Source organism: Bacillus sp. FJAT-50079, assembly GCF_018343515.1.
Taxonomy (GTDB): Bacteria; Bacillota; Bacilli; order Bacillales; family Bacillaceae_C; genus Lederbergia.
In genome coordinates this window covers 583,321-598,995 of the sequence record NZ_JAGYPD010000001.1, presented here as the reverse complement: position 1 = coordinate 598,995, position 15,675 = coordinate 583,321, and the positions used below count along the sequence as shown (strand labels likewise).

Sequence of the window (15,675 nt, the reverse complement as noted above, 5' to 3'; positions counted from 1 at the left end):
AAAATGGCTGAAATAACTGTTGTAGGAAGCATCAACATGGATATAGTCGCTCTCACAAGTCGATACCCGAGACATGGCGAAACCATTTTTGGAGACAGCGTAAAAACATTATGTGGCGGTAAAGGAGCAAATCAAGCGATCGCGTGTGCTCGACTAGGCAAATCAGTAAATATAATAGGTTCAATTGGTATCGATTCAAATGGACAAGAAATAGAGAAGAATTTTAAAGAAAATCAAATAGATACAACCTTCTTAAAGCGGGTAGATAATGTTTCAACAGGGTGTGCCATTATCACTGTAGATGCTACTGCTGAAAATACAATGCTGGTTGTGAAAGGCGCAAATGATCTTTTGACTGAGCAAGATGTTAGAAATGCCTTTTCGCAAATAAAAAATAACAAAATTCTGCTTGTTCAAATGGAAATTCCAGAAGAAGCAGTCATCTGTGCAATGACTGAAGCTAAAAATAAGGGAATGTTCATTATATTAGATCCAGCGCCTGCAGAAGGGGTAACAAAGAAAGCGCTATTATATGCAGATGTAATTACACCTAATCTGCAAGAAACAAAACAGTTAACAGGAATTGATGTAACTTCGATTGAAACGGCGATCAAAGCAGCTAAATACTTGGAACAACATTTCGGTGTGAAAAATAGTGTCATAAAAATGGCTGAAAAAGGGGCATTGGTTTACGAAAATGGCAATGGAAATTTCATTGAGTCAATTAGGGTAAAAGCGATAGATACAGTTGGTGCTGGTGATTCATATGCAGGGGCATTAGCGTGTGCACTAGCAGATGGGGAAAGCCTTGAATCAGCTGCAAGATTTGCAGCAATTGTTGCGGCTCTTAAAGTATCAAAACTAGGAGCACAAAAGGGATTACCTACAATTGAAGAAATTAATGTATTTTGTGCGGAGAATAATCTGAATTATTATGGACTCCAGACAAACTAATCATAAGTTGCGTGGAGCTAGAGTGGAGGGGAATTGGAATGTCTAAATATTTACTAGAGATGACCCATATTAGTAAAACATTTCCCGGGGTAAAAGCATTGGATGATGTCAAGCTTCAAATCAAAAAAGGAGAGGTCCATGCATTAATAGGAGAGAATGGCGCAGGTAAATCAACATTAATAAAAATATTAGCGGGAATATATGAAGCTGATCAAGGTGCTAAATTTCTCTTTGAGGGGAAAGAAGCGGAAATTAATAAGCCGATTGATGCGACTTTGAAGGGAATCTCCATTATTTATCAAGATTTGAGTTTGTTTTCTAATTTATCGGTGGCAGAAAACATTTATATTGGGCGTGATAGCGATAAAAAGCCGTGGAAAAAAATAAATTGGGGTGAAATGGAAGCGATTGCTAAGAAGGCGCTTAAAGAACTAGACTTCGATGTTGATGTTCATACCTCAGTTGAAAAATTAAGTATTGCTCAACAGCAATTAATTGAGATCGCACGTGCACTAGCATTTGATTCAAAACTAATCGTTATGGATGAACCAACATCCTCGCTTTCAGCAGGAGAGGTTGAAAAACTATACAAAGTGATTGATAAGTTAAAAGAAAGAGGAATTTCAATTATTTTCGTCAGCCATAAGCTGAAAGAATTATTTACTGTTTCAGATCGATTTACCGTTTTACGCGATGGAAAATATATAGGTACCTATCAGGCTGATGAATTAGATGAAGATAAACTAATTACCTTAATGGTAGGCAGAAAGGTACTTTACGAAAAAAATCTTAAAAAAGAAACGGGTGGCCAGACGTTATTAGAATTAAATGGCGTATCGAAAGAAGGGAATTTCAAAGATATTTCGTTCGAATTAAAAGCCGGTGAAGTTTTAGGTATTACTGGTCTAGTAGGCTCAGGACGTACTGAACTTGCTCAAGCAATTTTTGGAGTAAATAAACCTGATCATGGTGAAATCAAGTTAAACGGAGAGAATGTTCAGATAAAATCATCTGAGGATGCCGTGAAGAAAGGGATTGCTTATATACCTGAGAGTAGAAAAACCCAAGGTCTTATTTTAAGGCAACCGATTATTGATAATATATCCCTTCCAATTTTGCAGCAGTTGCGGGATCGATTTGGCCTAATTAAACGAAAAAGGGAAATTGATTTGGCTAAACATTATATAGAAACGCTTGATGTTAGACCTGCATTGCCACATAGAGCAGCGGGAGATCTTTCTGGTGGAAACCAGCAAAAAGTGGTGATTGGAAAATGGCTGTCCACAAAGCCACAAATTTTGATCATTGATGAGCCGACAAATGGGATTGATATCGGTGCGAAAACAGAAATCCATAAATTGCTCAGACAGCTTGCATCGGATGGAATGGGAATTATCGTTATTTCATCGGAATTACCTGAGGTACTAGCTGTAAGTGATCGTATTTTAGTTATGCGACATGGGAGAATAGCGGGAGAACTAGAGATTGAAAAAGCAACACAAGAAAATATTATGAATTATGCTTTGTTTGGCTCCTCCGCCTCAACTTTGGAAGCGAATGCGGCTACAAGTAAGGAGGTTACTGTATGAAAACAATTTTAAAATCAAAAGAAATGAGTATTGCGGCCATTGTGCTATTACTTTGTATTACATTAGCGTTTGTCAGTCCGGTTTTTCTTACTGCTGATAACCTTTTAGACGTGTTAAAGGCAAACTCAGTAATCGGAATCTTGGCGGTAGGCATGACGTTAATCATTATTACTGGGGGAATAGATGTATCCGTTGCAGCGGTGACAAGTGCAGTTTGTGTAATTATTGGGAAACTGGTCCAAGTTATGCCTGATCATTTTATTTCCTTAATACTGTTATTCTTAATTGCACCTTTATTGGGTGTCCTGCTTGGAGCCATCAATGGAGTGCTGGTTTCTAAAATTCAAATTCCAGCGATCGTTGTGACACTAGGGATGATGAGCATTATTAATGGATTGGTCCTTTATATAACGAATGGTGTGTATTTAAACAGTTCGAACTTCCCACAAGTATTTATTAGCTTTGCCAATGTGAAAGTATTTGGAGTATCAATTATCATTCTAATTTTTATAGCTGTGGCTCTTGTAACATGGTACATCCTAAAATATACATTAATTGGTCGAGAAGTGTTAGCCATTGGCGGAAATAAAGAGTCAGCAGTACGAGTGGGAATAAACTTTGATAAAGTTCAAATTTTTGTATTCTCATACATGGGGCTTTTAGCTGGGATTGCTGCCATTGCGCAAACTGCGTACACAAAATCGGTAGATCCTAATGGCATGCTTGGTCTAGAACTAATGGTGATAGCAGCTGTTGTGCTAGGTGGGGCCAACATAATGGGTGGTCGTGGAACGATTATGGGAACAGTTCTAGGGGTCTTATTGTTGGGGATTGTTCAAAACGGACTGATCTTAGCAAAAATAGATACGTTTTGGCAAAAGGTATTTACAGGATTAATTATTCTATTGGCTGTTTCTTATGACCATATTCAATATAGACGCTCACAAGAAAAGCTTGCGAAGATCGAAGTAGAGGCTTAAAAAGGGGTGAGGAAATGAAGGCGATTTCATTGTCGAAAGAGAGTATTTTGGGATTGATTGCTTTAAGTGTGTTTGTTCTTATGAGTCTATTTATACCTGGCTTTTTTGGCCAAAATAATTTAAACAATATGATGTTTCAGTTGCCTGAATTTGGCTTGCTTGCTCTTGCTATGATGATCGTTATAGTGACTGGTGGTATTGATTTATCTATCACATATATTGCTGCATTATCAGGTGTAGCCATAGCGCTAATGCAAAGCCATGGATATCCGATCTATATTGCTATTATCGTCGGTATTTTAGTAGGTGTGACGTGTGGACTATTGAATGGTGTGATTGTATCAAAGATTGGTGTTTCACCCATTCTTGTTACTTTAGGAACAATGGTTTTGTTTGAAGGGATAATTCTCAGTATTACAAAAGGTAGTTCAATATCGGGCTTTAGCGAATCTTATAGCTTAATTGGAAATGGTTTTTATATGGGGATTGTTCCACTTTCTATTATTATATTTATTTTCTTCGCGATACTAACAGGCGTGCTTTTAACGCGAACAAAATGGGGAAGAAGTGTATATATGATTGGCAGTAACCCGGTAGCGTCTCTATTTTCCGGGGTAAATAATAGTAGAGTATTGATGAGAGTTTATTTATATGCCGCAATGCTTGCGGCCATTGCTTCTATCATTATGACTTCGCGTTATAATTCAGCGAAAGTAGATTTAGGTTCTTCCTATTTATTGCAAAGTGTATCTGCAGCTGTATTAGGTGGTACGGAGATCCAAGGTGGGTATGGGAAAGTCATAGGTACAATATACGCGGTAGTTATTTTCCAGATGCTTTCAAGTGGATTGAACTTAATGGGTGTTCCACGTCCGATCGTTAACGTAATGATGGGCGCTATACTCATCCTTGTTTTAGTATTAAATTTCGTTAAACATAAAATTGACGAAAAAAATCAAAAAACAGCAGTAGCATAATGAACATGTATATTATCTGATTTTCAGATGAATATAAAAATTATAGTAAGAGGGGGAAAATTAATGAAGAAAATGCTTGGGTTTCTTACATCAGTGTTACTCGTTGGAATATTGTTAGTTGGTTGTGTGTCGCAGGGAGGTTCGAGCGGAGGTAGTAAAGAGAAGTCAGAAGGAGAGGGAAGCGGAAAAGACAATATAAAAATTGCCGTTGTTCCAAAATTAATTGGTATCCCTTATTTTAATGCATCTGAACAAGGCGTCAAACAAGCTGGAGAAGATTTAGGGGTAGAAGTGATTTATACAGGTCCAACGGAAGCGGACGCAGCGCAACAAGTAAAAGTAATTGAAGACTTGATTAGTCAGAACGTGGATGTAATTGCTGTAGCACCGAATGATGCTGCTTCATTAACGCCTGTACTTAAAAAAGCGAAGGATCAAGGAATTATTGTAATGGACTGGGACACTCCTGCTGACCAATCGCTAGTAGAGCTATCAATACACCAAATTGATGATGAGGCCTACGGCCGTCATATTGCGCAAAGCCTTATTGAAAAAATGGGGACTGAAGAAGGGGAAATTGCAATTATCACAGGCGGACTTTCTGCTGCTAATTTAAATACTTGGATTGATGCAGCTAAGAAAGAACTGGAAGAAAATTACCCAGGTATTAAATTAGTAACTGATAAAATTGCAACGGATGAAAAACAACAGGTTGCGTATCAAAAAACGCTAGACTTGGTAAAATCTTATCCGGATTTGAAAGGTATTATGGCTTTTTCAACACCAGCGCCACTTGGAGCAGCTCAAGCGATCCAAGAAAAAGGATTGCAGGATAAAATTGCGGTTGTAGGAACGGCCTTGCCGACAGATTCAGCTCCATATTTAGAAGATGGTTCTTTGGATGTAGCGATCTTATGGGAGCCAGATAAACTAGGATATTTAACAGTTGCTCTTGCAAAAGATTTAGTTGAAGGAAAGAAACCAGAAAATGGGCAAAATGTTGAGAATGTAGGAGAAATTGAGCTTTGGGAAGACGGAAAAACAATTATCATGGGGCCTCCGACAGATTTTACAAAAGAAAATGCGGGAGACTATGATTTCTAATAAACGATAAAACAAGAATCCCCCTTTATTGAATGAAATTCATTTAAGGGGGATTTTTCATATTATGGAGCAATTGGGGATTTAGACTTGAAACGTAGAGGCCCCTGTCAAAGACAATGGAATCAACTATATCGAACTTCACGGAAATCATTATGAATTGTGTCGAAATATTCCCCAGGAAATAGCGGGAATAAGCTCGAAATATGGAGAAGCAGGAAATAAAAAAGAACTTTATTTGTACGGGAAAATCTGTGGAGTTCTCATTTACAGTTTTGCAATCAATAATTTCGTATGAACGTAGATAAATCTTCGCAGAATAAGCTTTTTTTTAAAATAGTCTTTCATAAATAGGTTAGACTTGTTCTAATTCCGACGATCTGTTACTTTTTACTTAAGAGCGATAAGAGAAGGGGCGTAAAATGAGGCTAAATAAATTTATTAGTTCAACCGGTTATTGTTCAAGAAGAAAAGCGGATGAGCTCATTATACAGGGAAAAGTAAAAGTTAACGGGAAGATAGCAGAATTAGGATTAGCTGTTGGGCCAGATGATGTTGTTGAAGTAGAAGGGCAGAAACTGAAGCAAAAAAAGAATGATGTGTATATTGCTTTAAATAAGCCAGCAGGGATTACTTGTACAACAGAACGTCATGTTGAGGGGAATATTATCGATTATATTCAACATCCAGAACGGATTTTCCCGATTGGCAGATTGGATAAAGAGTCCGAAGGGTTGATCCTTTTAACGAGTGATGGGGACATTGTGAATGAAATTTTACGTGAAGAAAATAATTATGAAAAAGATTATATTGTCATGGTGAATAAACCGATTACGCCTGCCTTTATTCAAGGGATGTCAAATGGAGTAGAAATTTATAATCCCGTGAAAAATGAATATACAATAACGAAAAAATGCAAGGTTGTGAAGTTAGGGGAGCGCACCTTTAAGATTACTCTTTCCCAAGGATTGAACAGGCAAATTCGCCGGATGTGTTCGGCGTTCAATTATCAGGTGTATAAACTTCAACGTATTAGAGTTGCACATATTACGCTTGAAGGTATTGAACGAGGGGGATGGAGAGATTTAACCGAAGAAGAAGTAAGGAAGTTTAAAGAAGCAACCGGAAATTGACGCCAGCAAAGGGGCCGCCCATTTAATTGTTCACTAGATATCAACATCTAGCCAAACTGTCCATCATATTGAGGGCAGTTTTTTTTAATCTTCTTCCGATTTTCCTTTCCTAATTTACCAATTGTTTTCCTTCTAAACGCCGTAATCTAGTGCTTTTGCCCTTTTTCGAAGATAAATCTGAAAATTTCTAAAAAAGTAGTCCGTTTCCATAGGACTTATGATACAATGAATATAAAGGAAGCGCTTACAAAGAGAGGGGAGATCTTTCATTCTATTACTTTTGTATACTAATAAACCGTTAAGGCTATGACGTCTTGGTAAAGCAAAGGAGAATGAGGTTGAAAACATCTAGAGCAGTACCACCATTTATTAGCGTATTCATGATTATTGGAATGTTAATTGCTTTATTCGGATTTATGCATAAACCTAATAAGCATATGGAGCTTCAAGGAGTCATAAATGTTGCCCACCGGGGTTCATCTGCGTATGCACCTGAAAACACATTGGCCGCATTTCGCTATGGTGTCGAACATGGTGTAGATTTTATCGAATGTGATGTTCATTTATCAAAAGATGGAAAACTGATTATTATTCATGATGAAAAGGTGAATCGAACAACGGATGGAACTGGTTATGTAAGAGATTTTACGCTGGAAGAATTAAAGCAGCTTGATGCAGGAAGTAAATTTAACTCTGCCTTTGCGGGAGAAAAAATTATTACACTACAAGAACTGATGGACGAGTTTCATCATCAAATTGGTATTATTATCGAGATAAAAAGCCCTCACCTATATCCCGGAATTGAAGATAAAATTGCGGATGTAGTAAACGAGTACGTTTCCTCAAATATAATTATCCAGTCATTTGACTTTGATTCTCTTAAAAAAATTCATACCCTACTACCGGATGTTCCGATAGCAGCGTTAGTATCAGGCTCTAAACACCCATTAACAAGAAAGCAATTGGATGATATCGCAATGTACGCTACATATATTAATTATAATGTAAAATATTTAAACTCACGGACTGTATCTGAAATTCATAAAAGGGATAAACGAATTATGGCATGGACAATCAAGGACAAGAGGATGATGCAAAAGGCATTGAATTTAGGAGTAGATGGTATTATTACCGATTACCCAGACTGGTTAAATGATGATATTATATATGTTGCTAAATAAGTGATGTCTTCTTTTTTTCTTAACTTATTCCCTACTTACTAGGTTATGAGTGCCGATAAATATTTATTTTTTATCAGGTATTCATAAACATAAGTAGGGTTATTTAGATTTTACTGAATAATGATTAAAGGAAATACAATCATAATGCATGTGCGACTGGCGATGTCCGGTCGCTTTTTATTTTAGAGAATACTGGTATAGTAGTATGTAAATATCTGAAAAGAATCGTTCGGAAGGGCTGTTTATGATGCTACCACGTTTCAATCAATACATTACACTACGCAACCAAATCTTTTTCGTTTTTTTGTTAGCGATGACAATTGTATTATTTATTGTTGGTTTTGTTACTTTCAATCTCGTTGGAACGTTACTAAAAAACAATGCAGATAAGCAAATCCAACAAACGGCGATTCAAGCAAGTGGAAGAATTGATAATTTATATGAGCAATTGGAGCGTCTATCAAGTCAAGTTGTGACGAATGCGGGAGTGCAGCAATTTTTACTTGGGGAGGTTCTAGGAGAAAATGCAAGCTTTCAAGAAAGACAAGCATTAATGCAAACGATCAATTCTTTTCAAGCTTATTCGAATGGAATCAGTTCATTTGAACTCTATTTACCGAATCTTCAGCTTCTCTATCCTGTTGGCGGGGAAAATTTATCACAAAGAATAGGTGCTAGGTGGATCGAGAAGGCTGACGAAGCAAAAGGGAAAATGGTATGGATTGGAAGGACACCTACACGACCTGATCAGTTCCTGGCGATTCGGCGGGTCAGTTTGGTTGATCGATGGTTTTCACGGGGCGGTTATTTACTAATCTACGTTCATGAAGACTATTTTAATTACCATAATGAGAATCCTGAAGAATTTACAATTATTTTTGACGACAAAATGGAAACGGTTTCGTCGAGCTTAGATGCCGAGATTTCAGACATTTCCCCGATGGATTATCGCTCAATAGCGATTAAAGGGGTTGAATATATGCATGTGCAGCACCAATCCAAGGAAACAAGCTGGACATTGGTTATCTTAACACCGTTAAAACATTTAACAGAGGGGTTACCTTTATTACGGATTGCCGTTCTTGGCTCTGGAGTACTAGGGTTTCTAATTTTTTTCATCTCTTCTTTAGGATTATCAACGTTGATTACTCGACCGATTTTTCGTTTGATCGAGTCAATGAGAAAGGCACGTCAAGGTGAGCTCGTGTCAAATACAAGAACATCAAGGATTGTTGAGATTGATGAATTAAATATAACGTATAACGAGTTGGTAAGAGATACGAATCACTTAATTCAAGTTGTTTACGAAAAGGAGTTACTTAGAAGTCGAACGGAATTAAAAGCACTGCAAGCTCAAATTAACCCTCATTTTTTATTTAATACGTTAAATGCTCTGTATTGGTCGCTTGATGAGAGAGGGGAAGATGAGCTAGCGAACCAAGTGATTGCTATGTCCCAATTATTTCGCTATACGATTACCCGTCCTAATGCAGATGAGTGGGTGATGATTGGGGAGGAGCTCGAGCATATTGAAAGGTATATGCTCATTATGCAAATGAGAATGGGTGATCAACTTGCTTGGAAAATCAACTGTCCTGCCCAATTTGAACAGGTGAAAATTCCTAAACTACTTATTCAGCCACTTGTAGAAAACGCGATCATCCATGGAATTGGGAATAAAATTGGCAAAGGAAATATAGATATTCATATTCGGGAAATTCGCCCAGGCTATTTGAAAGTAATTGTAAAAGACGATGGTCCGGGAATGACTGAAGCTCGGAAAATGGAAATTCTCAGCTCGATAAATGGTGGAAGAATTCACTCAATGTCGGGGACCGGCGTTGGGCTAACAAATGTAGACAAGAGGCTGCAATTATATTTTGAAGGTGTTATGAGAGCAAAGCTAGTGATTCATAGTGCGGTAGGTGAAGGAACGAAAATTGCATTCGAAATTCCAATGAATGGCGGGATGAGATGATGAATTCAAAAAACGTATTAATAGTCGATGATGAGCAAAATACAAGGCGTGGAATAAAAAGAACACTAGAAGGATGGGCGGAAGAGGACGTTCAAATTCTTAGTGCCGCAAATGGCAAAGAGGCGCTTTCTATTTTAGAACAGGAAAAAGTCCATCTATTAATTACAGATATTCGCATGCCGGAAATGTCAGGCTTGGAATTGCTTAGGATGTTAAAAAATAAGGGGATGCAGGCAGTTGTTATTATTATTTCAAGTTATTCGGAATTTGCTTATGCACAAGAAGCGATTCGACTTGGAGTTGTTAATTACTTAGTAAAACCAATTAGTAAGCAAAAGCTTATTGAAGCGGTCCAAGAAGCATTTATTAAAGGAGCAGATTTGGAAAGGGCGGTTGTTTTTGAAAAAGTGATTGATAACCAGCTCGTAAAAATTGATCAGGCTTTAGAAGAGATGAGAGATCCAATTAAAGAAGCACTGACCTATATTAACGAACATATTAAACAGCAGCTTAATTTGAGTGATGTTGCTAATTACGTCCATTTAAATACAAGTTATTTTAGCGTTTTATTTAAAGAACAAATGAACATGACTTTTAGTGAGTACATTACCCGAAGGAGGCTTCAAAATGCAAAAAGTCTATTAATTAATACGAATCTTTCGATTGAGGAAATCTCATTAAGGGTTGGTTATCAAACATCAAAATATTTTAATAAACTTTTTAAGGAATATGAGGGAACTACGCCAAGCAAATATCGTAAGGGTGACTAACCTAATAAAAGTGGAATTATCCCCAACTCCCGTACCCTTATTCTACAATCTAAACCATGCTACACTTTTATTAGATTTACTACTTAAGGGGGGAATGAATGATGTTTAGGAAAGCGTATTCAATTATCGTTTTGACGATCTTTATCATGATATTAGCAGCCTGTTCGAGTGCAGGCAAGGATGCAAGTAATGATGCTAGTGGTCAAAAGACCATTAAATTTATGCATCTCTGGCCGGCTGGAAGCTCCAAACAGCAAAATATGATTGTGACGGATATTATTAAGCAGTTTGAAGCAGAAAATGAAGGTGTAAAGATTGAGGTTGAAGTACTTGAGAACGAACAGTATAAAAATAAAATCAAAGTACTCTCCTCATCGAATGAATTGCCAGACGTCGGATTTACTTGGGCAGCGGGTTATTTGCAGCCTTTTGTCAAAGGTGAATTATTTGCTTCACTTGATGATGTGTTAGCTGATGGTTTAGGCGATTCCTTTGTTGCAGGCACAACAGAAGCATATGCCATTGATGGAAAAACGTATGGATTGCCATTGGAATTAAATATCGCCCCAATTTACTATAATAAGAAGATTTTTAATCAGTTTAACTTAGAAGTTCCGAAAACATATGAAGACTTTCAAAAAGTTGTAGCTACCTTACGTGAGAATGGAATTGCTCCGATTGCACTTGGGAATAAGGACCGTTGGACAGGATCTTTATGGTATATGTATTTTGCTGATCGCATTGGCGGACCAAGCGTGTTGACAGAAGCGATTGATCGCACTGCCTCATTCGAAGATCCGCGTTTAATCCAAGCAGCTGCTGAAGTGCAAAATTTAGTGAAAGCGGATGCTTTTAATAAAGGCTTTAATGGCTTATCCAATGATGAAGGAAAATCAGAGTTCATGAATGAAAACGCAGCTATGTATTTGATGGGAACATGGGAACTGCCGAATTTAACGACGAATGAAGATATTCCGCAAGAATTCAGAGACAATGCTGGCTTCTTTAAGTTTCCAGTAGTAGAAGGCGGGCAGGGAGACATTGATAGTTGGGTAGGAGGTCCAGGTGTAGGTTTATTTGTTTCTGAAAACTCAGATGTGAAGGAAGAAGCAAAAAAATTTGTTAAGTTTTTTGTTGAAAAATGGGGCGAACAGGCAGTGACAAATGCCGGTGTGATTCCGGCGACGAAGGTTGATACAGATAAGGTTGATTTACCTGATTTATATATTGATGTATTGAAAGAATTAAATAATGCCAGCAATCTAACATTGTTTGCGGATGTTCAAATGAATGCGTCAGTAGCTGAAACACATCTTAATTTAATTCAATCACTATTTGGTAATGAGGTAACGCCAGAGGAGTTTGCTAAGCAGCATGAACAGGCTTTAAGCGAAGAAAAGTAGCCTGTAAAAAGGACATACCTAGACAATTTAGTATGTCCTTTCTCATTTATCAACTCAAATCAGCAGTATAAGTGACGCTTCGCTTTCGGTATAAAAAGATTTGCTAATTCAGTTAATCATCCGGCGAATGTCTCAGGATTCTTCGGTTTGTAAAATCTGGACGCAATTGCACCGAAACGTAATTGATTTAAGGAGTGATTGGATTGGATAAAGTCATGTCCAATAAAAAAGTCATCGCATTATACACACTCCCCGCGCTATTGTTAATCATTGGCTTAATCTATGTACCGATCGTATTAACAGGCTATTATGGTTTGATGAAGTGGGATGGAATCGGTGCGATGGAATTTATCGGTATCGACAATTATAAAAAGCTTATCGCAGATTCAATGTTTTGGAAAAGTGCATATCACTCGTTTTTATTAGCGATTTTCTCAACAGCGAGTCTCGTACTCTATTTACTCGTTTCAATCGTGCTTTCTGGGAAAATTAAAGGGGCGGATTTTTTAAGAAAGGTATACCTTATCCCAATGCTCTTAGCATCGGTGGCGATTGCGCAGCTTTGGTTAAAGGTGTACCACCCTACAAATGGCATATTAAATACGCTGCTCGTGTCGCTTGGGGTTGATGATCCGCCAGCATGGCTAGCAGATTCAAACATCGTTCTTTATGCGATTTTCATTCCGATTTTATGGCAATATGCAGGATTTTATATTCTTATTTATTATGCAGCTTTAAAAAATATCCCCGAGGAGTTACTGGAAGCAGCAAGGATCGATGGGGCGAATCCGTGGCAAATTGCGTTAAAAATAAAAGTACCTTTAATTATGAACGTCATTATGGTGACGATTGTGCTCGCGGTTGTTGGCTCTTTGAAATATTTCGATTTAATTTATGTTATGACGGACGGGGGCCCGAATGGTGCGAGTGAAGTCATGGCTTCGTATATGTATCATAAAGCATTTAGAGGCTTTGATTTTGGTTACGGAAGCGCGGTCGGGTTCTTTTTACTTATTATATGTTTAGTCGTTACCTGGATCATTAGAAAGGTGACAACACCAAAAGAGGAAATTCAATTTTAGGAGGGGACAACATGGATAACAAATTGAGCATCGCCTCCACAAAAGATTCAGGCTCCCATTTGATTCAACGCCTAGCGTACGGAATGATGTATATTTTATTAGCGATCGTTGCTGTTTTTCAAATTTTCCCGATTATATGGCTCTTCCTCTTTTCATTAAAAAACAATCAGGAAGTATTTGATATGTCGCCGTTTGCGATTCCGTTAGATCCGAAATGGGAAAACTATACAAAAGTATGGACGGAGGGGAATATAAGTCAATACTTTATGAATAGTGTGATCTATACAGTCGTTGCTGTTGTTTTAACAGTCTTACTCGCAAGCATGGTTACTTTTGCTATTACACGAATGCATTGGAAGTGGAGTAAGCTTGCTCTTGGTTTATTTATGATTGGTTTAATGATCCCTGTTCATTCGACACTCATCCCATTGTTTAGTACTTTTTCAACGATTGGGTTAATTGACCATCCATTATCGGTCATCCTTTCTTATACTGCATTTAATTTGCCAATTACAATTATGATCTTACTCGGATTTTACCAGACTCTCCCACGGGAAGTGGAGGAAGCAGCGATCATGGACGGAGCCTCAATTCATCGGCTCTTTTTCCGAATTATTTTGCCGATGACGACGCCTGTAATGGCCACCGCGGGGATCATTAATATGATTTACAACTGGAATGAATTCGTCTTTGTAAATACATTTATTAGTTCTGAACAATTTAAAACGCTTACGGTTGGTATTCAAAACTTTATTGGTCAGTATACAACCGATTGGGGAGCAATTGGAGCGACATTAGTGATTAGTATTTTGCCGATTTTATTGGCATTTTTATTGCTCAGCAATCGAATCGTTGAAGGAATTGCCGCTGGCTCGGTAAAAGGATAAACAAGAATAAAATGGAGGATTTGCAGATGTCGAAAATTATTAATCCAATTTTAACAGGCTTTCACCCAGATCCAAGCATTTGCCGGGTAGAGGAAGATTATTATATTGCTGTTTCCACATTTGAATGGTTTCCGGGTGTTGGTATTTTTCATTCAAAGGACTTAAAAAACTGGCGTTTAATCAGCCGACCATTAAATCGAATAAGTCAGTTAAATATGATGGGCAATCCAGATTCAGGCGGAATTTGGGCTCCACAGCTTTCTTATCATGACGGTAAGTTTTGGCTCATTTATACAGATGTAAAAGTGACAGAAGGGCAATGGAAGGACTGTCATAATTACCTTGTAACATGTGAAAAAATCGATGGGGAATGGACTGAGCCAATTTATTTAAATAGTTCCGGATTTGATCCTTCTTTATTCCATGATGAAGATGGAAAGAAATATTTAGCAAATATGTACTGGGATCACCGCGTCAATCAGCATAATTTTTACGGAATTATTTTACAAGAATACGATCCAGAAGCGGGAAAACTTGTCGGGAAATCAGAAATTATTTTTAAAGGAACCGATTTAATGCTGACTGAAGCTCCGCATATTTATAAAATCGATGAATATTATTATTTATTGACGGCAGAAGGTGGGACAAAATACGATCATGCCGCAACGATTGCTCGCTCCAAGGAACTATGGGGACCATATGAGGTTCATCCAGAAAACCCGCTCATTACCGGCTGGGCGACTCCAAGAAACCCATTACAAAAAGCGGGGCATGCCTCGATCGTTCATACTCATACGGATGAATGGTTTTTAGTCCATTTAACAGGACGACCTCTGCCAAAAGAAGGGCAGCCACTTCTTGATCATCGTGGCTATTGCCCTCTTGGAAGAGAAACAGCAATCCAAAGATTGGAATGGAAGGATGGGTGGCCGTACGTCGTTGGCGGGAATTACCCAGCGCTTGAAATTGAAGGACCGAAGATTGATGAAGTAAAATGGGAACCTGATTATCCGGAAAAAGATGAATTTAATAGTGATCGTTTGAATCCGCATTTTCAAACATTGCGCATCCCACTAGATGAGGCTATTGTTTCATTAACCGATCGTCCGGGGCATTTGCGATTGTATGGGAGAGAATCATTGACATCAAAATTTACTCAAGCGTTCGTAGCAAGGCGCTGGCAGCACTTTCATTTTACTGCTGAAACGAAGGTAGCTTTTAGACCAGATACATTTCAACAATCAGCAGGCCTTGTAAACTACTACAATACGCAAAACTGGACTTCTCTGCAAATAAGTTGGAATGAAGAGAAAGGAAGAATTCTGGAGCTCATGACCTGTGATAACTTCACCTTTGATCAGCCATTGCTTGGCAAGGAAATCATCATTCCGGATGAAGTGGAATATGTTTATTTGCGCGTAGAGGTGAAAACAAATCACTATCAATATTTGTATTCCTTTGATGGAGATAATTGGACAGAAATTCCGGTAACTTTCCATTCGTATAAGCTTTCAGACGACTATATTAAAGGTGGTGGCTTTTTCACCGGTGCATTCGTTGGAATGCAATGTCAAGACACATCAGGCCAAAATAAATACGCAGACTTTGATTATTTTACGTATAAAGCATAATGAAAGGCA

Annotated in this window: 13 protein-coding genes; all 13 read left to right on the top strand. The window is 37.9% G+C overall.

The genetic code is table 11. From position 1 onward, the window contains the following. The first annotated feature begins 3 nt into the window (after window positions 1-3). A complete protein-coding gene (gene rbsK / locus KHA95_RS02785) occupies window positions 4-954 on the top strand; it encodes a ribokinase (RefSeq protein ID WP_213135923.1) in 951 nt (316 codons plus the stop codon). Between the two features lie 38 nt (window positions 955-992). Next, complete coding sequence (locus KHA95_RS02780; RefSeq protein ID WP_213135922.1) at window positions 993-2,543, top strand: sugar ABC transporter ATP-binding protein; 1,551 nt, start codon at window positions 993-995, stop codon at window positions 2,541-2,543. Beyond that, entirely contained in the window at window positions 2,540-3,523 is a 984-nt protein-coding gene (locus KHA95_RS02775) for an ABC transporter permease (protein WP_213135921.1), read from the top strand. The genes KHA95_RS02780 and KHA95_RS02775 overlap by 4 nt, the downstream gene beginning before the upstream one ends. Before the next feature lie 14 nt (window positions 3,524-3,537). Next, the gene (locus tag KHA95_RS02770; RefSeq protein ID WP_213135920.1) at window positions 3,538-4,500 is read left to right on the top strand and encodes an ABC transporter permease; all 963 of its coding nucleotides are present in this window, start codon (window positions 3,538-3,540) and stop codon (window positions 4,498-4,500) included. A 63-nt stretch (window positions 4,501-4,563) separates the two neighbouring features. Further along, window positions 4,564-5,604, top strand: coding sequence for an autoinducer 2 ABC transporter substrate-binding protein (locus KHA95_RS02765; protein ID WP_213135919.1), 1,041 nt, complete (start codon window positions 4,564-4,566; stop codon window positions 5,602-5,604). A gap of 419 nt (window positions 5,605-6,023) precedes the next feature. Then, window positions 6,024-6,734: a pseudouridine synthase gene (locus tag KHA95_RS02760; RefSeq protein ID WP_213135918.1), complete on the top strand. Its 711-nt coding sequence runs from the start codon at window positions 6,024-6,026 to the stop codon at window positions 6,732-6,734. A gap of 338 nt (window positions 6,735-7,072) precedes the next feature. Beyond that, complete coding sequence (locus KHA95_RS02755) at window positions 7,073-7,915, top strand: glycerophosphodiester phosphodiesterase (protein WP_213135917.1); 843 nt, start codon at window positions 7,073-7,075, stop codon at window positions 7,913-7,915. A gap of 244 nt (window positions 7,916-8,159) precedes the next feature. Next, window positions 8,160-9,893 carry a sensor histidine kinase gene (locus KHA95_RS02750; protein ID WP_213135916.1) on the top strand — a complete coding sequence of 578 codons (1,734 nt, stop codon included), beginning with the start codon at window positions 8,160-8,162 and terminating at the stop codon, window positions 9,891-9,893. Next, on the top strand, window positions 9,890-10,663 hold the full coding sequence (locus tag KHA95_RS02745; protein ID WP_349305428.1) for a response regulator transcription factor: 774 nt from the start codon (window positions 9,890-9,892) through the stop codon (window positions 10,661-10,663). The genes KHA95_RS02750 and KHA95_RS02745 overlap by 4 nt, the downstream gene beginning before the upstream one ends. A 101-nt stretch (window positions 10,664-10,764) precedes the next feature. Continuing rightward, on the top strand, window positions 10,765-12,066 hold the full coding sequence (locus KHA95_RS02740; protein WP_213136150.1) for an extracellular solute-binding protein: 1,302 nt from the start codon (window positions 10,765-10,767) through the stop codon (window positions 12,064-12,066). A 203-nt stretch (window positions 12,067-12,269) separates the two neighbouring features. Further along, window positions 12,270-13,148 (top strand): carbohydrate ABC transporter permease, encoded by an 879-nt coding sequence (locus KHA95_RS02735; RefSeq protein WP_213135915.1) that lies wholly within the window; start codon window positions 12,270-12,272, stop codon window positions 13,146-13,148. Between the two features lie 11 nt (window positions 13,149-13,159). Then, window positions 13,160-14,035, top strand: coding sequence for a carbohydrate ABC transporter permease (locus tag KHA95_RS02730; RefSeq protein ID WP_213135914.1), 876 nt, complete (start codon window positions 13,160-13,162; stop codon window positions 14,033-14,035). Between the two features lie 26 nt (window positions 14,036-14,061). Further along, complete coding sequence (locus tag KHA95_RS02725; protein WP_213135913.1) at window positions 14,062-15,666, top strand: glycoside hydrolase family 43 protein; 1,605 nt, start codon at window positions 14,062-14,064, stop codon at window positions 15,664-15,666. The last annotated feature ends 9 nt before the right edge of the window (window positions 15,667-15,675 follow it).